25 protein-coding genes are annotated in these 24163 nt (G+C 35.6%); 4 read left to right on the forward strand and 21 right to left on the reverse strand.

The window, feature by feature from the left end; all coding sequences use genetic code 11:
- Positions 1-292: 292 nt before the first annotated feature.
- The 7 genes from MVE64_RS09530 to MVE64_RS09560 all read right to left on the reverse strand — a co-directional run bounded on the left by MVE64_RS09530 (position 293) and on the right by MVE64_RS09560 (position 8102).
- Positions 293-1198 (reverse strand): nuclease-related domain-containing protein, encoded by a 906-nt coding sequence (locus tag MVE64_RS09530; RefSeq protein ID WP_247345920.1) that lies wholly within the window; start codon positions 1196-1198, stop codon positions 293-295.
- Between the two features lie 124 nt (positions 1199-1322).
- Positions 1323-2834 (reverse strand): cyanophycinase, encoded by a 1512-nt coding sequence (locus tag MVE64_RS09535; protein ID WP_247345923.1) that lies wholly within the window; start codon positions 2832-2834, stop codon positions 1323-1325.
- Positions 2749-3846: a cyanophycinase gene (locus MVE64_RS09540; RefSeq protein WP_247345926.1), complete on the reverse strand. Its 1098-nt coding sequence runs from the start codon at positions 3844-3846 to the stop codon at positions 2749-2751. Before MVE64_RS09540 ends, MVE64_RS09535 begins: the two co-directional genes overlap by 86 nt.
- 215 nt (positions 3847-4061) lie before the next feature.
- Positions 4062-5087 (reverse strand): threonine aldolase family protein, encoded by a 1026-nt coding sequence (locus MVE64_RS09545; protein WP_247345928.1) that lies wholly within the window; start codon positions 5085-5087, stop codon positions 4062-4064.
- Positions 5088-5222: 135 nt separating this feature from the next.
- Positions 5223-6404 (reverse strand): glucosaminidase domain-containing protein, encoded by a 1182-nt coding sequence (locus MVE64_RS09550; RefSeq protein ID WP_247345931.1) that lies wholly within the window; start codon positions 6402-6404, stop codon positions 5223-5225.
- Between the two features lie 205 nt (positions 6405-6609).
- Positions 6610-7959: a methyl-accepting chemotaxis protein gene (locus tag MVE64_RS09555; protein ID WP_247345934.1), complete on the reverse strand. Its 1350-nt coding sequence runs from the start codon at positions 7957-7959 to the stop codon at positions 6610-6612.
- Positions 7956-8102, reverse strand: a complete 147-nt coding sequence (locus MVE64_RS09560) for a hypothetical protein (RefSeq protein ID WP_247345937.1) — start codon at positions 8100-8102, stop codon at positions 7956-7958. The genes MVE64_RS09555 and MVE64_RS09560 overlap by 4 nt, the downstream gene beginning before the upstream one ends.
- A gap of 278 nt (positions 8103-8380) precedes the next feature.
- On the opposite strand from MVE64_RS09560, the gene MVE64_RS09565 reads away from it, so the two are divergent.
- The 3 genes from MVE64_RS09565 (at position 8381) to MVE64_RS09575 (ending at position 11174) form a co-directional block, all read left to right on the forward strand.
- Positions 8381-9064: a response regulator transcription factor gene (locus MVE64_RS09565; RefSeq protein WP_247345940.1), complete on the forward strand. Its 684-nt coding sequence runs from the start codon at positions 8381-8383 to the stop codon at positions 9062-9064.
- The gene (locus tag MVE64_RS09570) at positions 9057-10148 is read left to right on the forward strand and encodes a sensor histidine kinase (RefSeq protein ID WP_247347014.1); all 1092 of its coding nucleotides are present in this window, start codon (positions 9057-9059) and stop codon (positions 10146-10148) included. The genes MVE64_RS09565 and MVE64_RS09570 overlap by 8 nt, the downstream gene beginning before the upstream one ends.
- Before the next feature lie 123 nt (positions 10149-10271).
- The gene (locus MVE64_RS09575; protein ID WP_247345943.1) at positions 10272-11174 is read left to right on the forward strand and encodes a D-alanyl-D-alanine carboxypeptidase family protein; all 903 of its coding nucleotides are present in this window, start codon (positions 10272-10274) and stop codon (positions 11172-11174) included.
- A 66-nt stretch (positions 11175-11240) separates the two neighbouring features.
- Here the strand turns inward: MVE64_RS09575 and MVE64_RS09580 are convergent, their stop codons facing one another.
- On the reverse strand, positions 11241-11663 hold the full coding sequence (locus MVE64_RS09580) for an organic hydroperoxide resistance protein (protein WP_247345946.1): 423 nt from the start codon (positions 11661-11663) through the stop codon (positions 11241-11243).
- Between the two features lie 182 nt (positions 11664-11845).
- Here MVE64_RS09580 and MVE64_RS09585 point away from each other — a divergent pair, with 182 nt between their 5' ends.
- Positions 11846-12286 carry a MarR family winged helix-turn-helix transcriptional regulator gene (locus tag MVE64_RS09585; RefSeq protein WP_247345948.1) on the forward strand — a complete coding sequence of 147 codons (441 nt, stop codon included), beginning with the start codon at positions 11846-11848 and terminating at the stop codon, positions 12284-12286.
- 141 nt (positions 12287-12427) lie between these two features.
- Here the strand turns inward: MVE64_RS09585 and MVE64_RS09590 are convergent, their stop codons facing one another.
- The 13 genes from MVE64_RS09590 to MVE64_RS09650 form a co-directional block, all read right to left on the reverse strand.
- On the reverse strand, positions 12428-13288 hold the full coding sequence (locus MVE64_RS09590; protein WP_247345951.1) for an EamA family transporter: 861 nt from the start codon (positions 13286-13288) through the stop codon (positions 12428-12430).
- Positions 13289-13799: 511 nt separating this feature from the next.
- Positions 13800-13937 (reverse strand): hypothetical protein, encoded by a 138-nt coding sequence (locus MVE64_RS09595; RefSeq protein ID WP_247345954.1) that lies wholly within the window; start codon positions 13935-13937, stop codon positions 13800-13802.
- 102 nt (positions 13938-14039) lie between these two features.
- Positions 14040-14672, reverse strand: a complete 633-nt coding sequence (locus MVE64_RS09600) for an O-methyltransferase (RefSeq protein ID WP_247345956.1) — start codon at positions 14670-14672, stop codon at positions 14040-14042.
- A 50-nt stretch (positions 14673-14722) separates the two neighbouring features.
- The gene (locus tag MVE64_RS09605; protein ID WP_247345959.1) at positions 14723-15208 is read right to left on the reverse strand and encodes a nitroreductase family protein; all 486 of its coding nucleotides are present in this window, start codon (positions 15206-15208) and stop codon (positions 14723-14725) included.
- A 28-nt stretch (positions 15209-15236) separates the two neighbouring features.
- Positions 15237-15551 carry a hypothetical protein gene (locus MVE64_RS09610; protein WP_247345962.1) on the reverse strand — a complete coding sequence of 105 codons (315 nt, stop codon included), beginning with the start codon at positions 15549-15551 and terminating at the stop codon, positions 15237-15239.
- Between the two features lie 160 nt (positions 15552-15711).
- Complete coding sequence (locus MVE64_RS09615) at positions 15712-16359, reverse strand: lysozyme inhibitor LprI family protein (RefSeq protein ID WP_247345965.1); 648 nt, start codon at positions 16357-16359, stop codon at positions 15712-15714.
- 130 nt (positions 16360-16489) lie between these two features.
- Positions 16490-16663 carry a hypothetical protein gene (locus MVE64_RS09620; RefSeq protein ID WP_247345967.1) on the reverse strand — a complete coding sequence of 58 codons (174 nt, stop codon included), beginning with the start codon at positions 16661-16663 and terminating at the stop codon, positions 16490-16492.
- Between the two features lie 94 nt (positions 16664-16757).
- Positions 16758-18305, reverse strand: a complete 1548-nt coding sequence (locus tag MVE64_RS09625) for a malate:quinone oxidoreductase (protein WP_247345970.1) — start codon at positions 18303-18305, stop codon at positions 16758-16760.
- Between the two features lie 504 nt (positions 18306-18809).
- The gene (locus MVE64_RS09630; protein ID WP_247345973.1) at positions 18810-19967 is read right to left on the reverse strand and encodes an ABC transporter permease; all 1158 of its coding nucleotides are present in this window, start codon (positions 19965-19967) and stop codon (positions 18810-18812) included.
- Between the two features lie 12 nt (positions 19968-19979).
- Complete coding sequence (locus tag MVE64_RS09635; protein ID WP_247345975.1) at positions 19980-21188, reverse strand: ABC transporter permease; 1209 nt, start codon at positions 21186-21188, stop codon at positions 19980-19982.
- A 13-nt stretch (positions 21189-21201) separates the two neighbouring features.
- Positions 21202-22137 carry an ABC transporter ATP-binding protein gene (locus MVE64_RS09640; protein WP_247345978.1) on the reverse strand — a complete coding sequence of 312 codons (936 nt, stop codon included), beginning with the start codon at positions 22135-22137 and terminating at the stop codon, positions 21202-21204.
- A gap of 158 nt (positions 22138-22295) precedes the next feature.
- Positions 22296-22952 (reverse strand): response regulator, encoded by a 657-nt coding sequence (locus MVE64_RS09645; protein WP_247345981.1) that lies wholly within the window; start codon positions 22950-22952, stop codon positions 22296-22298.
- Positions 22952-24151: a sensor histidine kinase gene (locus MVE64_RS09650; RefSeq protein ID WP_247345983.1), complete on the reverse strand. Its 1200-nt coding sequence runs from the start codon at positions 24149-24151 to the stop codon at positions 22952-22954. Before MVE64_RS09650 ends, MVE64_RS09645 begins: the two co-directional genes overlap by 1 nt.
- Between the last annotated feature and the right edge of the window lie 12 nt (positions 24152-24163).

Below are 24163 nucleotides of genomic sequence, written 5' to 3' on the forward strand. Positions count from 1 at the left end.
GATTCCTACACTATCGAGACTCGTTTCTCCCACTCACTCTTTTTCTGTCTCTATTCACTCGCTATCGGGACTGAATTTGACTACTCAACCTTTTCCTTGTCTCAATTCCATCACTATCGAGACAGAATTTGACTGCTCAGCCTTCTCCTTGTCCCAATTCCACCTCTATCGAGACTCAACTCCCCCACTCTTCCTTTTTTCTGTCTCGATTCACTCGCTTTCCAGGTCATGTAACTTCAATACCAATAAAAGATAAAGTGTCATCTTATAACCTAACTCCTCCCCCCAAACACTATTTATAGAAAGTACCTTTTGCTTTACTATTCATCGTATAATGCTCCTTCAAAACCCGCATGATCGTTTTTCTACTAATATCTGTATTACACCATTCATAGATACTTTGAGTAGTAATCCTTTTCTCTGGAAACAAGAGTTCAAATTCATCTATATTTCGTAAAATAGCTGCCCTAATCGATTCTTGTTCTCCACAATTTTTGCATAGATAGCTACTATTATTCCTAAAAACCAAATAGGAATAACAAGAATTGCAATAAATCCCTTTTTGTATTTGATCAAAGTTATATTCAGGTGGGTTTGTATAAGGGTTCTTAGTTTGATGTAAAGAAAGCAGTGTTTGCGAGAGCTTCTTATGATGATCGTTTAATTTAGACGGGGTGTTATTAAAACTGCTTATGAAGCTTTGTACTTGTGTTGGAAGAATAATTGGTTGATCCATTGGGGCCTGATATAAGGTGAATTCTGGATTAATAAAGATAACAGAGGGTTCCACAAGGAAGTTGAGTTTGAGGGTTTGTAATAACTGCCGAAGTAGAGTGGCACTTCTTTTAAGCTGGATAATCGGATTCTTGTATTCTCGATTTGTTGTGACGGAGTAGAGTTTATCTCCTTCAAGATAACAATCACCTTCATAATTTTTTATATCCAGTAAGTGAATGACATCTTGCGAAATAATCAATGAATCAATTTGAACATATGAATTGTTCACTTCTAATAGCAAATCGTTGATTATATACCTTTCTAAAATACTTTCTGCCGTTCTGTCAAATGCCACCTCTCCCTCAAAGCCCTTTTGAAGATTTAAGTATCGAAACTTTTCCTTTTCTGTTAATTCCATACGTGTGTATAAGATTCTTAAAAGTTTCAGCTCAATCGGTTCTTGCCTGTCTTTAATGATCATAGGTTACTACCTCTCTTTCGTTTTCATTCATTTTATAGTATAGGTTCGTTTACATTCAAATTCATAAAATTAAATTATGCCCTAACAAAAGAGGCCATCTCCTATTCAAGACAGCCTCTCCCCTTTAATCTTTTATTAAAAAACTACCAGGCACAACATCTACGATCACTTTTTCATAAGAATAATGATCTTTACCGCCATCTTTATATCCCCAGTATCCGTTCGTTTCTTTCCCTTTTTTAAAGGTTAGCTCAAAGCCCTTTCCTTCATGGAAACTATAGCTTTTTACTTCTTGAACCGCTTCGTTATCTACCAACTGATAAGAAAGGAAATGACCTAAAGAGCCGTGTGGGGTAAGAACACCTGAGTGTGGTGCAACAGGACTGTTATAATATTCATATCCTTTTGTTTCTACTTTCGATTCCTTTATCTTAAGCTGGTGGGTATCAAGCGAGAATTGATCACCTTCAGTTAGCCATGATAGCTCAATATTCTCCATTTTGCGTCCAGCTTTCTTCATAGAGGATAGATCTACTAGACTTACACCACCACGGCCAATCACCTCAATAGTATTTTGGTTGTTATATACAACCATGGCTGTGTCTTCATCTATTCCATATGATATTTCATCTTGTTCTCCTAATTCATCAGTAACTGCTATAAGTCTTCCTAATCTAGCCTTATTATCAAAATGTTGGTCAATAATTCCTTCTTGGAAGAAACCTAGTCCTTGCTCAAGATATCCTGGTCCACCTTCTTGCTGAGTCATTCCATCATATGTTTCGGTGAAGCCTTTTGATAATGTATCAAAGCTTCCTCCTCCTGCAATCATCACATCACTCATAATCGCTGCTCCTGCACTTGTTCCTCCAAGGACCGCACCATTTTTGTAAATGTCCCAAATAGCATTCAATACCTTTGAATGGGTCATATCGTCATTTAATAGTGATGCTGTAATATTGGTCTGGTCACCACCGACAAACCAAATGGCTGTAAAATCTTTTATTTTCTTTGCTAGCTCTTCATTATTTCGATTATCCAGCCAGCTAGATTCATTTTCTACCGTTCCTTTAAAATCATGATTTGAGATTGGCAGAATTTCAATGGCCTCATTTTCTACTCCGTACTGAATTAGATCTTTCTTAAACAGCTCACTCGATTTCAAGCTGGAGCTAGCTGCAGGAATAATTCCAATTCTCGTATCTCCTTTAACTCTGGCTAATTCAATAAATTTATTGTAAACAGCACTGTTGCTACTCCCCAGTGCACCGCCTGCCATCACTAGATTTCCCTTAATTGTGCTAGACTCAACAGCCGATGAACTTGGTCTAAATACAGGTTCTCTATAATTTTCGAAAATATGTTCCTCTTCTTTAAATGTCACTGAAGCAGGCTCAATATCCAACACTACATTAACAATAGAGTAATCATCTTTTTGCCCATCAGTATAACCCCAATAACCATTTGTATCTTCAGCTTCTTTAAAGCTAAGCTTAAAGCCTTCACCCGAACTTTCGTATACAAAACTTTTTACAGAATCCGCACTAGCGTTATCTACAAGTGCATAAGCTAAGTATTCCTTTAGTCTTCCATACGAAGATAATATGCCTGTAGCTGGTAGAAATTTGAAAATCATAATATTCTTCCCCTTTTGTTTGATATTTTCCTTCTTTCATTTTTATTTCTTTCGTATCTAAGTGGATCATATCTCCAGATGACAAATAACTGAATTTCACATTCTGAATTGTTCCCTTATTTTCATCCTTTTTTGCTGAATTCGTATCTATAACTGCTACTCCACCACGACCAACTATACTCGCTTTTTGATCCTTGTTATCTACAACAAGTGCTGTGTCTTCATCAATTCCGTATGAGTAGTATTTTTCTTTATTGGCTTCAAAATCAACAGCAGTGCTAATCAATCGACCGAGTCTTGCTCTTTCATCAAAATGCTGATCAACAATTCCGTGTTGGAAAAATCCAAGTCCTTTCGAGATAAAAACTGGATTATATTCTTTATCAGGATAATAGATATCTTCATTTACGAATTCATTTTTGAATCCGCCGATACTATCTCCACCTGAAATCATCACATCACTCATAATTGCAGCCCCTGCGCTTGTTCCCCCAATTACTGCACCGTTTTGGTAGATTTTCCAGATAGCTTCAAGAGCCTTTGTTTTCTTTCCATTTTTCTTAAGAAGGGTGCTTGTAATCTTAATTTGGTCTCCTCCAACAAACCATATACCTGTTAATCCTTCAATCTTTTTAACTATCTTCTTCTTATTTACATTATTTTTCCATTTTGCTTCATCTTCATCTGTTCCTTTTAAATCGTGGTTAGATATTTGAAGAATTTCAACACTTTTCTCTTCTATTCCTAATTCAACCATTTTTTCCTTGAAATCATATGAGGAATTTAGAGAACTACTTGCAACTGGGATAATCCCAATCTTAGCCTTCTTGTTTCCACCCGCTCTTTCTATAAACGCTTGGTAAACTTCATTATTACTACTTCCTAAAGAACCCCCTACAATGACAAGACTACCTTTACTTGATGTTGAATGAGCCTTTACTTCACCTACTGCTGAAATCCATAGCGATAGACATAAAAGTAAAGTAAGTAAGATGCTAAAACCTTTTCTCATACAATCTCTCCCTTTCTTTTTTAGTCCACAGTTGCGAAATCACGTTTGTCAAAAAGTAACTTGCAAATTTTATGCCACTAGTAAAAGGAGAAAAAAACCAGAAGTTACATGTTGTCTTCAAGCTTATTGGGTTATTTCGGTTGTTTATAGGTGAAAACAATACACCCAATTAAAAAAGGAAAGCATCTCTGCTTTCCTTATCACACCTATTTGCTTTAAAAGCCCTTCTTCACATCTTCAATAAACGCTAACACTTCATCCTCTTTCGTTGCCCAAGATGTCACAAGTCGTATCGCAGAGGAATCGTTATCTATCTTTTCCCAAAGATGGAATGCATACTTTTGCTGAAGTTTTTCAATAAAAGCATTTGGAAAAATTGGAAATACTTGATTTGAAGGTGAGTGAGTTAAGAATGAAAAACCAGCTTTGCTTATTTCGTCACGGAGCTTTTCAGCCATCGAATTAGCATGGATTGCTAGATCGAAATAGAGATCATCCTTAAATAATTCGCGGAACTGAATACCCAGAAGTCGCCCTTTTGCAAGAAGTGCTCCTTTTTGCTTCATATGAAAACGAAAATCTTCCTTAAGAGCATCGTTACAGATGACTAACGCTTCACCAAGTAGTGCTCCATTTTTTGTTCCCCCAATGTAAAAGGCATCTAGAAGTGAAGGCAAATCACTTAGCTTAAGATCACATTCTGATGAACAAAGTGCAGAGCCTAGTCTTGCTCCATCCATAAATAAAATCAGTTTTTCTTCATCACAAAGCTGACGTAACTGTATTAGTTCCTCTTTTTGATAGATCGTTCCTATTTCTGTTGAGTTCGAAATATAAACTAGCTTTGGTTTTACCATATGTTCATCTGGATGAGATTCTAGAACCTTTTTAACATGTTCTACTGTTAATTTCCCGTTCTCACCTTCAACAGAGATGATCTTATGTCCGGTGGCCTCAATTGCACCAGTTTCATGAGTGAAAATATGGCCTGTACTAACTGAAATGGCAGCTTCATGCGGTCTAAGAAAGGCAGATATAGCTGTTAAATTTGTTTGTGTACCCCCTGATAATAGATGAATATCTACATTTGAATTTGATAGCTTTTGTTTTATCAGTTCCTTAGCTTCTAGTGTAAACCGATCTTCGCCGTATCCATCTTCTTGAACTAAATTTGATTCGAATAATGCGTTAAGTATTCTTGGATGTGCACCTTCACTATAATCATTTTTAAAGCTGTACATTGTTATCCTCCATTTTTTGTATGTATCGTTAGTCTATCATAGAGATAGTATAGCATTTACCGAATCGATCATTGCATTAAGGACACTTGGAATAAAAAATCAGACAACACAATAAGTGCTGCCTGATTACCGATTTTAGTTATAATAATTCTGTTGTTTTTTATTAAATTGAACAGTATAACCGCCACCAACATCAAGTCGGTCTCCGTTAATTCCATAAACAGGATAGTTTCCACCTGCTTTAAGATTGCTATAAGGAGTTCCATCAGGGCTAAACATAGCAGCTTCTTTTGAAAGCTCTAGTCTTCCTAAATGATAGACTGGCTTATCTGACATTTTTACATAATAGCCACCACCAACTTGATAGACACTTGAATCATAATCATACACCATCAATGATTCACCTTTTTTAAAAACACGGTGAACAGTTCCATCAGGCTTGTACATAACAGTAGTTGAATTTTTAATTAATATTCTACCTATGTATATACTCATCTTGCTGCTATTAGCATCTACACGATATCCTCCGCCAACATCATAGCTGTTTCCAATAACTCCATAAACTCTTACTTTTTCACCTTTTTTAAGAGTTTTGAAAACTGATCCATCTGGAGCTAGCATTGGAACATCAGCTTTAATTGTGATTCTGGCTACAGGCTGTTTATGATTAGTCGGTAAACTCACATGTGGAATGGTGAGAGTCATTTTTGACATATTAAGATGGATTTGAAGTATTTTTTCTCCATATCCTTTTCCAGGCACCGCCCATCTTCCATTTAAATCTGTCCATAAAGGCGCAATTCCTCGTGTTACAAGGTTAAAGCGAGGATCAATAAGCACTGTATTCAGCGGTTCTTTACTTGCATAAGCTTTTAAGTGCTGAATGTGAGCGCGAACTCCTTCCTCAGGTGTAGCAAAAAACGCACCTTTTACACCTCCACCAGTTGTTCCGATTCCTGCATAGTTATTTTGCTCTGGAATCACATCACCACCGAAGCGGAAAAAACCTGTTTCGTGAATGGCTTGAGCAAAGGCAATATCACCACGTACTCCTTCTTTTCTACCAATTTCAAGATATAATTCTGCAAGTTGATAGATTGATACACTTGTAAGCTTTGGGCTGATTCGTTTAATAAAACATAATCTCCCATTTGCTTTGACGTTAACTGAGAAGGACCCATAATTGTTGTAGAATCTGCTGCTTTTGCAGAAAAACTTGGAACCAACGCACTTAACACCAAAATGAAAGCGAAAACTAGGGAATAAAGACGTGTGTCTTTTAGCATAACAATATAACTCCTTTTTCCATTTGATCATTATCAAGTCATATTATAGCAAATAATAGATAAATAGTTATTCTTTTCTTGTAAAATATTAGAAAGATTGTCGAAAATAGAATATTACATTCTATTTCTACTTTTCTTTAGTTTATCTACTAAGCTATAGTAATATTTAATTTATTTCCATTCAAAAAGCAACTTGCTTTTCAGGCAAAGTTGCTTTTTATTGTAGAACTATGTTTCTACTGAATACTCTTAAGTGACTTCTCTACTGCTTTAATACTATCGACACTTGCTGTATTTCCCTCTAATATATTTTCTAAAGTTGCCATTAACTCTTCAAGAGATGCACTGGATTGTTCACTCACTGCTGCCAAATCTTCAGTTGAATTATTTATAACTTCTACAGTTTGATCCATTTTCATAGTGAGTCTATTACTATCATCCGCTAAGTGTAACAACTTAACAATGGCTTCATTTATTGCCTTAAACGAATTCTTTGTATTTGCAGTAACTGCGTAGCTTTTATCCATTTGTTCCGCTATTTGAATCATTCGATGACGAGTTTGATCCGACTGCTTAGTGAACTCTTCCAACTGTTTCGAGATTTGATCTGCTGATTTAGTTGTCAGATCAGAAAGGTTTCGTATTTCATTTGCCACTATAGAAAAGCCACGACCATGTTCTCCAGCTCTTGCCGCCTCAATACTTGCATTTAGTGAAAGTAGATTGGTTTGGTTCGCAATTTCCTTAATTGTATCGCTGAACTTATTCGTTTCCTTTAAATTCGTTATTAATTGAGTAATTTCTTCCGACATCGTATCAATCTCGCCTTTAAAATCAGAAATAATTTTAGTAAGATGTTCGATTTGTTCTTGACCTTGTTCTGATAAATTATTAGCCCCTTCTGTTTCGTCTTTTAATTTAGTTATTGAATCAAGCATTCCTTTTGCTACTTCTCTCATTGATGTTACAGAGTTGTTAATTTCCAAGGTTGACTCGTTTTGTGTATTTGCACCTGAAGCAATATCTTGAAAAGTACTATTCATTTCATAAAATGAGTGATTATTAGTTTCACTTAAACTAGAAACAACCTCCAAGTTTTTGGTTACATCGTTAACCAACTGTAGAATAGAGTCTTTTTGTTCCTGTTGTTGAGCTAATAGAGATTCTGTACTCTTTCTTGACTCTTCTACTTGCTTCATTATATGCTGTGTAACCTGTAATAAAGATAAAATTAAAATCGTAATTAATAAATAATAAATTATGTATGTAATCTTATCTTCTTCAGCAATAGAAATAGATTTACTTTGAGCAAAGAGCATATATAACAACATAATTAAGCCGTAAATTTGTGTTAGTATTGAGAGTTTCTTATTCATATAAATAAGAGCCAATATAATAAGATAATAAATTGAAAATACATTTAATGCTGATGGTTGTAATAAGAGTGTGATGCTAGTTGATACTGCAGAACCAAATACAGCCAAGTAACTAAGATACATAACTAATTTCCTTTTCATATGCAAAACAGCAAAAAGCCCCCAAACAGTTAATTGCATGATAACCATTAATATTTGAGGTGTTGTCATTTCTGCTCCCATTGTAAAAATAGCAAAAGAGTAAGAGCTGTCACAAATGAAATAGCCTTAAATACTATCGCATTACGTCTAACCATATCTTTTTCATAGTAAGTAAGATCCTGGTCTTTTAAAAATTCCCCTTCATTTCTCATCAATTCATTCTCCATCCTCTTCTATATTCATGAGTATAGTCATAGGTAAATTATACTCATTAATCACCAATTTTTCGACATATTTTTCGGAAATTCTACAAGAATATATGAATCAATGATAGGTTATTTATTCTCTAAGATTAATATTACTTTTTCTAGAGTCATCTCATCGAACTAGTAAACAAAAAACTATATATTCCCTATCAATATATTGCTAATTAACTTTATGTCATATATTGTAAGGAATAGAAACAGTCTAAAACTAGGAGGAGTATTACTTGAGGCAAATTTTAGTTGTGGATGATGACAGAGAAATCGTTCAGTTACTATCCTTTTATCTGCAAAATGAAGGATATAAGGTAATAAAAGCTTACAATGGCAAAGAAGCCTTAACTATCTTTCACCAGGAGGAGATCGATCTAATTGTTTTAGACGTTATGATGCCTGAGGTAGATGGTATGGAGGTTTGTCGGGCAATTAGGGAAACCTACCATGTTCCAATATTAATGATTAGTGCTAAAACGGAAGATATGGATAAAATAACAGGGTTAATGAGTGGAGCCGATGATTATGTCGCAAAGCCGTTTAATCCCTTGGAATTAATAGCACGAGTTAAAACACTACTACGTAGAGCCTATTTCTACCAAAGTGATAACGAAAGAAACAACATGATTAAAGTTGATGCATTAGAGATAAATAAAACTTTTCATACCGTCAAAGTAAGAAATAAGCCTATTCAGCTAACATCAAAAGAGTTTGATATCCTTTTAATCATGGTATCAAATTTAGGTAGAGTTTATAGTGGTGAAGAAATTTATCAACTTGTTTGGAAGGAAAACTATTATTCTTCCAATAATACAGTAATGGTACATATGAGTAATTTAAGAGAAAAACTAGAACGGGAGTTAGGATATAAATTAATAAAAACTGTCTGGGGAGTAGGATATAAAATTGATGCATAGACAATTATCAATTTTTGGGACACTTGTACAGTATATACTATACAGCCTAATAGGCTCATCAATCATAACTTCTCTTTTACTCTATTTAGTTCGAATTCTATACCTAAGGGTGCCACTTCCATCAGAGGTCAATCATTTTATTGTTACCCTTTATGTCGACATTGGTAAACTTCCCTTATTTTTAGTTACCATGTTCTGTTCTTTCATTCTTTTGCAATTGTTATTTTTGGCTCAATTTTCGTCATACTTTCAGAATATCAACCAATCCGTTCAACAGCTTTCTGAGGGTCATTTTCCTGAGATTCCACTTCCGGTTAAAGGCCGTAACGGGCTTGGATTATTAGCAAGAAATATAAACATGATGAAGGATAAATTAGCTTCTCTAATACAGGAGGAAAGAAGAGCTATTACATCAAAAAACGAACTTGTCACAAATGTGTCTCATGATTTACGAACCCCCCTAACATCAATAATAGGTTATTTGGGATTAATAGAAGAAGATAAATATAAGGATGAAGTTGAGCTTCGTTATTATACAACGATTGCGTTTGAAAAATCACAACGCCTGAACAAAATGGTTAATGATTTGTTTGAATATACAAAAATCCATAATCAGGATCTAGAATTGAATATCCAAAATTTCAATATTATTGAGCTTCTTCAGCAACTGTCAGCTCAGTTTTATCCAGAACTTCGGAAAAATGAAATGGAGATATTTCTAAATAGCACATCCGAAAGAATAACCGTAAACGCTGATCCCGAAAAGTTAATGAGAGTTTTCGAAAACCTCATATCAAATGCTATAAAATACGGAAAGAATGGACAAACAATCCATTTGCTGATAGAAGAATTAGACTCTTCAATTGTTATTAAAGTAAAGAATGTTGGAGAGAAAATCCCCACAGCAGCTATTCCCCTTTTATTTAACCGATTGTATCGTGTAGAGCAATCACGATCTGAGACAACAGGAGGAACCGGATTAGGCTTAGCCATTGCAAAAGGAATTCTTGAGCTTCACCATGGAAAAATCTCTGTTTCAAGTAATGATAAAGAAACAATATTTGTAGTTGAATTACCAAAATAAGCTGTGTCTACATCGGACATGGCTTTTTTATAAATCTTAAGGTTTTCTTTAGGTTTCCTTTCACTCCACTTTAGAAAGTATTGATAGTGTAAAACTACCTTTATTTTACTAGGAGTGAGGATTATGATTCAAAAATTATATGTTATCATACTATCTTTATGTATTTTCTTCTTCATCTTGAATCAAGGAAATCATGCCAACGATTTTGTTGAAAAAGAACAAACTTACTTAGGAAATTCAATTATATTAGACAGCTCCATTCGTGCTGATGCCGCCATCTTAATTGACAATGCTAATTCAGAAGTGCTTTTTGCCAAAAATGATCGTAAAAAACTATACCCTGCAAGTACAACGAAAATCATGACTGCTTTGCTTGCAATTGAGTACGGAAATTTAGATGAACGAATGACAGTAGGAAGCGAAGTGAATTTAAGAGAAGAAGGTGAAAGTACAGCTTGGTTGAGAGCAGGACAGACACTTACATTACGAGAATTGTTGGCGGGCTTAATGCTTCCTTCTGGTAATGATGCAGCTCGAACAATTGCCATTAACATCGCCCAACAACATTCAGTTTCTTCGTTTGTCTCAGAACAATCAGCCATTGATTATTTCACGATGTTAATGAATGAAAAAGCGAAAGAACTAGGAGCAATGGAAACAAATTTTATGAATCCACATGGTCTCCATCACCCGAATCATTATTCAACTGCACATGACTTAGCTATTATTGCAAGAGCTGCCATGAACAATGGCCAATTCGAGAATCTCGTTAGTCAGAAGAAGTTCTCAGACCCAACCTTAACTTACGAAAGCACGAATAAGCTTATTGATCCTTCAAGCCCCTTTTATTATAAAGGTGCAAATGGAATAAAAACAGGTTATACAAGTGAGGCCGGCTATTGTCTAGTGTCCTCTGCGGAACAAAACGGAAAACAATTGATTGCTGTTATTTTAAAGTCCACGAAAGAAAGTGTTTGGAATGATTCCATAGTACTATTAAATAGTGGGTTTGATTCAACATTATAAGAACATTTTACTAAAAAACGCTGTTGAAGATATCAACAGCGTTTCTAATAGAACCCTGACGTGTAATTAAACAATCTCCAGCGTCACATCAATATTTCCTCTTGTTGCTTTTGAGTAAGGACAAAATGCATGTGCTTTCTCAACTAAATCCTCTAAAGTTTCTCTATCAATTCCTGTTCCTTTTACTTGTAAAGTAACCCCTAATTTAAACCCTTGATCTTCTTCATCTTTTAATAAGCTAACATTTGCAGTTACTTCTGATTCAAACGTTTGGCGCTCTTTTTTTGCAATAAATTGTAGAGCTCCATCAAAGCAAGCTGCATAACCAGCCGCAAATAGCTGTTCAGGATTTGTTGCTTCAGGTAATTTTTTCGCTCTAGGCGTTCCGGGCATTGCCACATCTAACTTAATGACACCATCTGGTGATTCAACTCGACCTTCACGTCCTCCTACTGCTGATACCGTTGATGTAAATAATGTGTTTGACATTTAAAATTCCCCCTATAATTAATTGCTCAAAATTAAATTTTGTAAAATATTTATGCCATTATCATATAACCTGTATTTTTAGTTGTCAACAATTAAGTTTTTCGCAATTTAATTGTTGAGTTAATTTATAGATTTGATACAATTGAATGATGAAAGATTAAATATATTTGAGGTGTACATCATTGGAAAATAATGAAGAATTAAAATTAGAAAATCAGCTATGCTTTTCTCTATATGCTTGCTCACGGGCGATTCTTCGTCTTTACCGGCCATTTTTGGATGAAATGAATTTAACTTATCCACAATACCTTGTTCTTCTTGTATTGTGGGAAAAACAACAAAGTTCAGTAAAAGAGCTAGGTGAGCTGCTGGAACTTGATTCAGGAACACTTACACCAATGCTAAAACGTATGGAAACAGCTGAACTTATTGAAAGAAAACGGGACAAAGCAGATGAGCGTGTTGTTCTTGTTACCATCACAGAAAAGGGAACTTCTATTAAAGAAAAGGCTGCTTGTGTCCCTCAATCATTATTAAATACATCTGGTATGTCGGTAGAGGAAATTCTAGCTTTGAATAAGGCAATTAAGCATTTATCACATCAAGTGCATTCAGCTCTTTAAAAAACACAGTTACTATGGCTGCAAAATAAAACTGTTTTCGTTCCCGGAAATACACATGAATATTTAAACGATTACCAAGGTTGAGGGGGAGAGATCCCCCCTTTTCTATGTCTCATTCTCTGAAAAACACTTCTACTTCATTTACAAAATCAAAAACACTGTCCCAATTGTGATTACAATCCCTCCTATCACCTTCTGCTTGGTTACTTTCTCCTTTAATATCACAAAACTTAGAATCATCGTGATCACAACACTTGATTTATCAATTGGAGCAACTACTGAAACCTTTCCAATCGCTAGGGCACCAAAATAACAAAGCCATGAAAAGCCTGTCGCCATACCTGATAGAACTAAAAATAGATAGCCCTTAGTAGAGATTGTTTTCATGTTTTTCTGAGTCCCTTGAAAGAATACAATTATCCATGAGAACACCATAATAACGATTGTCCTTAAAAAGGTAGCAACATTTGAATCAACATCTTCAATTCCGATTTTTGCTAGAATTGCGGTTAATGCAGCAAAGACAGCTCCTAAAATCGCATACAGAATATAAGTGTGTGATCCTGTAAAACCTTTCTTTTCTTCATTCTTACCAATCAGCACAAATGTTCCAATCGCGATTAATGCTCCTCCCACCATAATATTTGGGACAGCTTTCTCCCCTAAAATGAGGACAGATAAAATGATTGTTAATACAACACTTGATTTATCAATTGGTATCACCTTCGAAGCATCACCCATTGAGAGTGCCCTAAAGAAAAACAACCATGACACACCGGTTGCAAAACCTGATAATAAAATAAAAATTAGTGCTTTCATAGAAATTTCTGTGATGGAATCTAGCTGATCTGTTATCAAGACAATAAGAAAAGCCATGATTAATACAACAATCGTACGAATGGCTGTTGCTAAATTTGAATTTACATTTTCCATTCCAATTTTCGCTAATATTCCTGTAAGGGCAGCAAAAAAGGCTGCAAGTAACGCTAAAGTGACACTCATGTTTTAAACCCTTCTTCACTTTTCATTTCTCTTATTATGTGAAGAAAACTGTTCTTTACTATAGATCCATACTTTCATGATGTGCGTTCAAATTAAAAAAGCAGTGTAGTATACTAACAGAATCAGTTTTTAAGTAAAAATACGAATAAACATTGGTGTATTCATATAATTATTCGAACTAGGATTAATAGGCAATGTAGCAAGTAAATCAGCAAAGAAAAATGCTTCTGGACTCCAAGCATTTTATATCAAAGCATTCGATTCACCAGAAAATAAGGTACTATAATAAGCGGAGAAATTCCTCTTAATGAGGAAAAAGAACGAAAAATAGACTAAATAGACGGAAAAATTCCGACTATTTAATCAAAAGGAAGAAAATGGACCATTTTACTTTGCTTAACCGGAAACACTCCGCTTATATCCCCAAAACCAAGTTCCATTCTTCGACTAACCGGAAACACTCCGTTTATTTAAACGATCAGTTACTCAATTAAGGAAATCAAGAAATTAGTTATACTGACTCTTTTTCATTTTTTAGCTTTTTAATTTCTCTACTTAATTCCGCTTCATTCACATAGTTACGGTAAGCATCTTCATGTACAGCCATCGGATTTGCAAATTGAGTGCCAGATTGTACCTCTCCTTCCATTAGAGGGATAATCCTTTTTTGTCAAAATCCAAGACCAGATCCCCACAACAAAAAAAGATACCACCGGTAATAACCGACAGGTATCCTTTTCAAGCTCTTATATTATTGTTTTACCCGAGCAATTGATAGTCCATCACCAATTGGGAGAATGATTGATTCCAAATTAGGATCATTTGCTACTCTCTCGTTAAATGCGCGAATAAATTCTATACGCGGGTCGTCAATCGGTTCCTCACAAACTCTTCCTCTTTGTAGAACATTATCAGCAACTATTAGTGCACCCGGATTAGCTAATCGCAATGCCCAATCTAAATAGTTCGGATAATTAGGCTTATCGGCATCGATAAAAATGAAGTCAAACTTCTTTTGTTCCGCTTCAAGCTGCTCTAAACTTTTTAAAGCTTCACCTGTATAGTATGTAACACGATCACCAAAGCCAGCTTTTTTCAGGTTTTTATGTGCTAATTCCGCATATTCATCCATTAATTCTAGAGAAGTTAATTGCCCCTTTTCACCAAGACCACGAACAAGACAGATTCCACTATATCCACCTAATGCCCCAATCTCCAATATCGCTTTTGCTCCGGAGATTTTCACTAACAATGTAAGAAGCTTTCCAATTTCAGGTGGAACAGAAATATTTCGCATACTGTTTGCATGGATACTTTCTAAAACATCATCTAAGATCCTATCATCCTTCGTAAATAGAGAGTGGATATACTCTTCTATCTTCATACGTTTCCTCCTATGTTCAAATTAGTCAAACACTATATCTATAAATCAAATTATGGTAGATGTTTTATTTTTTCTTCAATTGATGTTCGTTCTTTTGGTTGATTGATTTCCTCAGGATATCCTACGCCAAACACTCCAATTACATCATATTCATCCGAAATTCCAAGAATATCACGGTTTTTCTGAGCATTACCCATAGAACACCAAAATGTTCCTACTCCTTCTTCCCATGCAGCTAAATTAAAGTTTTGAACAAAGCAGGCTGTAGCAAGGGCATTTTCAACTGTTTCCACTTCTGTTTTTCCATGTTTTGATAGGATTGCAAGCACAACTGGAGCATGAAAGAAGTCTGTTTTATGATTTAATTTTTCTCTTGTTTCAGGACCAACCACATACACTTCCCACGGTTCCGTCATTTTGTGATTAGGAGCCATAGTTCCTGCTTGCAGCCATTTGCTAAGCTGTTCCATCTCAATAGGATCAGATTTAAAACTTTTAATATTGCGGCGAGAATAAATTGTTTCTAATGTATTCATAGAATATGTTCCTCCTTGTATCTACCTGTTAAATTTTATTTTCTTCATTAATATAAGTGTTGTGTTGTGTTAATTTTGCATTTTCATTAAGTTCAAAATGTCTAGTATATTCTTCAATTGTTAACTCGATTGCTTTTAATTCTCCAAGAACAACCTGCCTTATTTCCAGAAATTCGGGTGCTTCTAGTTGTTGTTTTAATGTAGTACGCTTTACATGTAATCTGTCTAAAAACTCAAGGGCCCGACCTCTACGAAAGGTTTGAGCGCCAGAGTGATGCCTCCTTCCTTTATGGCCACCACCTCTATGGTTTTCACCTTTCTTATGACCATCATACTCCTTCAACAATCAATCACTCCTTTGTATACTTTTGTATACTTATGTCTATGTGTTAAATGTATACAAATGTATTCGAATTGTCAAACTATTTATTAAACTCTTCTTTCACAAAAAAATCAACCTGATAAAAAATCAGATTGATCTAACATTATTGTTTAGCAGAAGTCTATTTCATATAGTTCTCTACCAATTCATAACATCTTTCTTTAGTAGTATTTGCTAGAGAAGCTGTATATTCTAGTGGCTCCATCGTTCCTCCTTCAAATTGACTTGCATCTTCTTTCGCTGTTTCATCTCTAAGTGTGATCCATTTTCTTTGTTCTTGTCGGAGTATTTCCATCTCGTCTGCTGGTAACTGTTTTTCTAGAACCTGATAGATTTCATTTAAAGCTTGATCCCATTTTCCCAAGATTTCTTCTTGTGATTTCCTCATTCCAAATGTTGTACCATCATTGTTCTTCCTAATTTCTACTGCTGCCTTTTCTATGCTATTGAGTTTTTCTAAATATTTTTGTTTATTTCCTTCACTCACATCTGATTCTTCACTTATATTTTCGCCTTCTGATTCATCCTCGGCTGCTTGCTGCGAATCCTTACCTATAGTAGTATCTGTTTCTTCAGTATTATTTTCTTCTGTTATATCGTTTTCTTGTTTTTCCGAGTTATCCTCCTCATTGGATTGAGTTTCCTCATTACTATCAGTTTTAGTTTCTTCATTTTCTTTAGTCGGTGCTTCATTCTGATCAGAATTGTTTTGATTGTTACACCCAACCAAGAGGACAAATAGTGCTAACACTGTAAATATTGACTTCAAAAAATAACTCCCTTTCTAAATTAAAATACATTCTATAACGTACACCTTCATTCAAGATAATAAAAGGTACAAAAGGTATAATTTCCCATCCCTTTCACTTCATACTTTTATCCCCCAAGATTTAAACATCCTACAACTTCCTAATTCTTTTTTCTTCTTTTACTTTTAAAATATGAGCTTCTGCTCCATATTCTAATCGTATTGTTTTTCTAGCCTCTACAGGTGTTCTTGCTGTTACTGATTGAATCTGCTTTTCTCCATTCATCTCTATTTCAACAAGAAAGCATTTTGATCCACATCTCAACTAGATCCCTCCCTTTTTATTTTTTCACAAAAAGAACCTTCAATCTAAAAGGATTAAAGGTTCTGCATATTTATATAGAATGGTATTTAATTAGTTAACCCTTGAAAAAACACTTATCCCTTGTTTTTTCTAGCAAAGAATTAACTAAATACGGCTTTTTTTCGCTTAACCCCAAAGTTTGTGATGTGTTAGTATGGATTTCGTTTAAAAGTTGCGGATTTTCCATTAATGACACACCATAAGAAGGAATCATTTCTTTAATTTTTGGTTCCCACTCATCTAAATAATGAGGGAAGCATTTTGTGATGACTTCAAGCATAACGTGAACTGCAGTTGAAGCACCTGGTGAAGCACCGAGCAATGCTGCAACAGAACCATCAGCTGCACTAACAACCTCTGTACCAAACTGAAGTGTTCCTTTTCCACCAGCTTCAGTGTCCTTAATGACTTGCACACGTTGACCTGCTACAACTAAATCCCAATCCTCACTTTTAGCATTTGGTATAAACTCACGTAACTCTTCCATACGTGCTTCTTTTGATAACATAACTTGCTGTATCAAGTATTTTGTTAACGACATGTTTTTTGCACCTGCCGCTAGCATTGTTAACAAATTATCCGGCTTTACAGAAGTGATTAAATCAAACATCGATCCATTTTTTAAAAACTTTGGTGTAAAGCCAGCAAATGGTCCGAACAATAATGATTTTTTGTTATCAATAAATCGTGTATCAAGATGTGGAACAGACATCGGAGGAGCTCCAACCTTAGCCTTACCGTAAACTTTTGCATGGTGCTTCGCAACCACTTCCGGATTATTACACACCATGAATAGTCCGCTTACTGGGAAGCCACCAATATGCTTACCTTCAGGAATACCTGACTTTTGTAGTAAATGCAGGCTTCCTCCTCCACCTCCAATAAAGACGAATTTCGCTTTATGTCGTTCAACTTCACCACTACCAAGATTTTGCACCTTTAATTCCCATAAGCCATCACTAGTACGTTTAATGTCACTCACACTACGATTATAGTGTAAATTAACATTTTTTGTCTCCAAGTGATCAAACAGCATACGTGTTAATGCACCAAAGTTAACATCTGTTCCCGTGTCAATTTTTGTTGCTGCTATCGGTTCATGAGATGTACGTTCTTGCATGATTAACGGAATCCACTCCATTAATTTTTCTGGATTATCAGAGAATTCCATTCCTTGGAAAAGTGGATTTTTTGAGAGCGCTTCAAATCGTTTTTTCAAAAAAGTTACATTTTCCTCTCCATGCACTAAACTCATATGAGGCAGTGGCATGATAAAGTCATGTGGATTTTGAATCAGTTTGTTTTGTACAAGAAAAGACCAAAACTGCATGGAAATTTGAAATTGTTCATTAATTTTAATCGCTTTACTAATATCTACAGATCCGTCAGGTTTTTCGGATGTGTAGTTAAGCTCACAAAGTGCAGCATGCCCCGTTCCTGCATTATTCCATTCATTGGAGCTTTCTTCCCCTGCATTTGAAAGCTTTTCAAAAACTGTTATATTCCAGTCAGGCACCAATTGTTTCAGTAGTGTTCCTAAAGTCGCACTCATGATACCGGCACCAATTAAGATAACGTCTGTTTTCATGTCTCTATCGCTCATATTTACCTTCCTTATACCCTAGTATTCGCAGAAGAACTAGTAATCCTTCTGCTTACACGTCCCACCAAACCAAGGCGCGACTTAGTCTCACACACTTCTTTGTCTCCATTTTATGCATAGCCTTGATGTATTAATATAATTTATAGATGAATAAATTAACTATTTATCTACTATTATATGATAATTATAAACTTTTTGAAAGAAGGTAGAAAGTGAGAAATATGTCCATAAGGAATAAAATAAAGAAAAATATAAATCTTCATTCACATTTTTCAAGGATCGTGGACAGTTTTTTCCTTATTAGAAAACCAATTTCCCCATACTATTGTACGCTTCTCATAGCCTTTATGTGAATAGACATATTCTTCATATCATGGAGATCTTAGATTTCTATTTATATTCATTTTTTTCTAAATTATTAGTATTTTACCCTAATGAAAAAGCACATTTCCAAAATGAAATGCGCTTTGTTGAGGAAGGATGACTTATCATCATTGCCTTTTTCTATTCAAATCGAATCCTCTTCATTCCTATAGTAAGAAAAACAACTGTAAATATAAGGAGAACAAAGATTGGATAGATTATGTCTAAGATCGTCCCACCTCTTGCGGCAATTTCGGTGAACCCTTCAAGTCCCCAGTATTGTGGAACAAATCTAGCTGCTTGCTGCATAAAGTCAGGCATGATTTCAAGAGGCCAATAAACGCCCCCAAGCATACAGGTAGAAATGACGATCAAGTTGCCGAACACCGATTGTTGTTCAGAGGACTTAACAAATCCTGCAATAAAGAGTCCTAGACCGATTGTGCAAAGTAATAAACAGGAGACGAGCACAATATTTGCTAACAAATTCCCCCAATTAACATGAAATATTACTTTTGTTATGAGCATTAATATCCCAAATTGAATCCATCCAATCAAAAAGAATGAAAGCAGATATCCACCTAGTAATTCTCTTTTAGATGTCGGGGTAGACATGATTCTGTACCAAACACCAGTCTGTCTTGCCTCTAAAAGTACACCTGTACTTATTAGCATGCTAATCATTACAAACATTATCGTAAAACCAGCTGAGCGAGCAGTTAAATTGGACATTGTTGCAACTTCATTGTCTTTAGTTACAGCGACAGTTTCAATGGAGGCAGGAGCTCCAGTAATCTCTTCTACTATTTTATCTTGAACCGCTTTCGGCTCCTCCCCAGTCATTTTCTGATAAAAATTTGAGGCTGTCGCTCCAATTTGAATTTTCACAATGCTATCGTTAATCAATTGTTCAATCATAGCAGCTCCGTCAAAAGATGCTGCTGAAACAAATACAACTTCCGGGGTCTTTTTATCTAGCAGTTCTTTTTCAAACCCTGAATTTAATTGAATATATCCTGCAATTTTTTGGTCATCAAATTTTTGATCGGCTGTTTGGCTATCATCAATACTAATATCTACCAAACCCTTACTTTTTACTTCATCTATTAATGTTTTTGATAACGTGGTGTTATCCTGATCTACCACAGAAATAATCGGGTTATTTTTTTCTCCTTCAGAAAATAACCCGCCAAAGATAAAGGTAAATAGCAAGGGCATTCCAAACATTAGCAAAAATGATTGTGGTTTTTGAAACATTCTTTTAATTTCAAAGGCTGCAATTGCTCCAATTCTCCTCATTATTTTCTCTCCTTACCTATACTTTAGTTTCATTGATCCTATAAACAAGGTTGTTAGCCCAATTGCCATTAAAATCGTAATGGACATAACAAGTGAAGACCATGATGCACCATTCATTATTTCTAAGAAACTATTAAAAGCCCATTTATTAGGTGCAATATTAGCCATTTGTTGCATCATGTTTGGAAAAGAGGCAAGTGGAATCATTGAACCTCCTAGGAGTGCTAGAATCTGCACCCCAATTCCTCCCATCGTATCGGCAGTTTTTTCTTCTGTTATTAATCCGGCTATAATCATTGATATCCCTGCTACAGCTACTGAATATGCTATTCCAACTACAAGAAGCTGCAGGATGTTGTTTCCCCATGCTACTCCAAATAGATAATGAGTTGTTATGACAAACACAATAAATTGTAGGAGGGAAAAAGAAAAAGTTCCAAGGAATTTTCCGATCATAATAGATGAATGTCTAATTGGAGTGCACATTAATCGAGCTAATGTGTCTGTTTTCCTCTCTTGGATAATCGTTTTTGCACCAATAGTTGTATTAAATAAAATAAACATAGCTCCCATTGCAGCAGCATAATATTGCATTCCCGAAATTGGTTCCTTACCGTCCTTTTCACTGACAACAGCATTCACCTTAGACCCTGCAATTACCGAAAGATCATCTACAAGACTCGTTATCAAATCTGCTGAGTTCACATCCTGATTAGAAACCGGGACAACAGCCGATAGCATTTCTGCTACTGTACCCGCAGCGACTGATACTGTTGTGATTCGATCCACAAAAGATTCGGTTATGGAGCTAAGAATAGTAGCTTGAATTTCTTTTGCTGGATCTTTTAAAATTGTTACCGTCTTTTCTTCTCCCATCATCAATCCTTCTCCCCAGTTAACAGGAAGAATCAACCCAGCATCTATTTTCTGGTTGTCCAAAGCCTCCCTTAAACCCTCTTCTGTTTTAAACTCACTCACTGTTATACTATCTCGTAATTCTTTCCCTTGAAGAACCTCTTGAATAAATTGATCTGTAACCTCATCAGTAGATGACACAACAATACCTGCCGATGTTTCAGGCAGTGTTCTATCTTCACCGAATACACCGCTAAGAGCTGAACCTAAAATCATAGTTAAGACGATCGGCATTAATAATAGAGTGATAAAAGATTTTCGGTCTTTTAATCTGATTTTCATATCTTTCCAAGCAATTGTGAACATCTTATCACTTCTCCTAGTCTCGTAAAGATCTTCCTGTTAACTGCAGGAATAATGTTTCAAGATTCGCTTCTTCGATTTTGACAGCTTCAATCTTTAATCCTTGATTAACAGCTGCTGTGATAATAGATCCCAATGCTTCTTGAGGATTATGCGAGAAAACCTCAAGAAGCCCGGAATCTTCTTTATATAAAACTTGACTCACACTATGCACTTTGTTTATTGCTTCCATCGCCTCGTCTGTCATTTTTTCAACATTGATTTGAACAAAGCTACTTCCAGCTAACCTGTTACATAGCTCTGCTTTTGTTCCAATAGCCATTACCTCTCCATGATCAATAATTCCTACCCGATTACAAAGGAACTCTACTTCTTCCATATAATGACTTGTGTAAATAATCGTCATCCCTTTTTCATTCAAAGCTTTCACTGTTTCAAGGATATGATTTCTTGACTGTGGATCAATTCCAACTGTTGGTTCATCCATAATAAGTAATTCAGGTTCATGCATTAAAGCCGCCCCAATATTAATTCTTCGCTTCATTCCTCCAGAAAAGGTCTCAATTCGATCTTTCCCACGATCTTCTAATCCAACAATCTCTAATACTTCTTCCACTCGTTTTTTTGCCTGAGAACCTGAAAGGCCGTACATTTTACCCCAGAATAGAAGATTATCTTTTGCTGACATTGTTGGGTAAAGAGCAATTTCCTGTGAGACCACTCCTATTTTTTTCTTAATGCTTATCGGTGAAGTTTTCACTGATTCATTACCAACAATTACATCACCCTCGTCATAAGGAATAAGACCACATATCATTGAAATCGTCGTTGACTTTCCTGCTCCATTAGGACCTAACAATCCGAATGCCTCACCTCTTTCAATAGTAAACGAAACATTTTTCACTACCTCTTTTTTTCCATAGCTTTTCTTTAGCTCTCTAACTTCTAACATATCTCCACATCCTCACTGGATTGATAGTTTCTTTAGATCAACAACTAAAGTATAGCTCGATATCTTTCCTTTCAAATCTCTCTGCAGATAGAAAATTCCATAAAAAAAATACAGCTAATTAGCTGTATTTCATAGTCTTATATGCCAAAAGTCATCGATCAGAAGGTAGTAATGTTATATCTCACGGCGAATATGGCTGCCTGTGTTCGATCTCTTAAGTTCAGTTTGCTGATCAAATTTGAAACGTGATTTTTTACGGTGCCCTCGGAAATAAACAACTGGGAGGCTATTTCTTTATTGTTTAAGCCTAACCCAAGCTTGTTTAACACTTCGACCTCCCTTTCTGTTAATTCTTTAATAATTTCAGGAACCTCACTAGTATGATCAACTGTTTGATTTTTCCTCATTTCTCTCACAATATCAGCTGTTAATTCTTTTGGAAGAACCATTCCACCTGATTGGACTGTCATGATTGCCTGGACAATAGCACCTGTTGGCATATCCTTTAACAAATATCCGCTCGCCCCTTCTTCAAGCGCTTCAAAAATTAAAGCACTATCATGAAAAGTCGTGAGCATAAGCACTTTAATATCAGGATATTTGGATGTAATCAGCTTAGTTCCCTCTACCCCGTTTGCCACAGGCATGCGAATATCCATTAAAACAATGTCTGGCAGCAAGTCACCAGCCTTTTCAAAAGCTTCCTGACCATTTGATGCAACACCAACAACCTCAAGCTCAGATTTCATTTTAAGGATGGTTGCAAGTCCATCTCTCATTAATTCCTGGTCATCAACAATTAATAACTTAACCACTAGGCTCCCCCCATTTGCCACTGTATCTCTTTAAGCGGAAATCGTGCTTTTACAATAAACCCTTTAGAAGCTGTACTTTCAAACATAATGTTTCCACCATGCTCATGGACTCTTTCTCTCATATTCTTTAACCCGAAGCCAGGACAAACTGTTGTTGCTCCTGTTCCGTTGTCTTTAATAAAGATATCAATATTTGAATCTGTTATTTCCAGAATAACACTGCACTCATTTGCCTGCCCATGTCTGACCGAGTTAGTTATAGATTCCTGTATTATACGAGTTAAATCTAATTGGATGGAAGCGGGAATTTTTGTAGCCTCCCCCTTTACAGACAAAGTTGATGTTAACCCAGTCATTATCTCGTAGTCTTCTAGTATCTTTCTTACTGTGGATAAAAATGACTGTGGCTGACGGTCCTCCCTTAAGGTACGCACAGATAGCCGAATTTCCTGAAGAGTATTCCGCGCCAATTCCTCACAAAGCAGGATTGTTTCCTTGCTTTTCTCAGGTTGTGAATTTTGCAACTCTTTAGCAACCTGCAGCTGAATCAGTAAAGCAGTCATCTTATGTCCAACAGTATCATGAATTTCACCTGATATTCGATTGCGCTCTCTGATAAGCGTTAACTCCTCCACCTGGTTTGAATAATGATGCAGCTTTTCATGAGCAACTTTTAAAGCATCATGAGTTCGGTTAAGCTCATTATACTGACTTTCAATCTTCTCCTGCGCATGAAGCAATTTATGTATTAACCTGCCAACTACTGCTGCAAACACAATAAACGTGAAGTTGATTAAATTATTCATCAGGCTAAAATTGCCTGTGGCATAAAAGATATATGTGATACAAATTCCCCAAATAAAGAAAAAGGCCAAAGAGCATCCCAGAAGAACTTTCTTACTTTCAGCCACTAAGAATAGTGTGACTGCATTTACACCAAACAAAATTAAATAAAGAGTCGATTCAGGAAAGAGAAAAACAAATCCTATAATTAGAAGAGAATCCAATACAAGTGGAATCAAATAATATCTTTTTCCTGCCTGACTCCCCATAAATAAGTGATTAAAACAAAATCCCGCCCCTGCTATAATTGTATAAACGAATTGAAAAGTTGTATGACTTTCAACAGATTGATAGTAAATATAACTCATTAAAATAAACATCACTAGCCTAAGGCTGTTTAAAAAGCTTAACTTCAAGGAATCACCTCT

Origin of the sequence: Metabacillus endolithicus, assembly GCF_023078335.1 — a bacterium.
Classification (GTDB): domain Bacteria; phylum Bacillota; class Bacilli; order Bacillales; family Bacillaceae; genus Metabacillus; species Metabacillus endolithicus.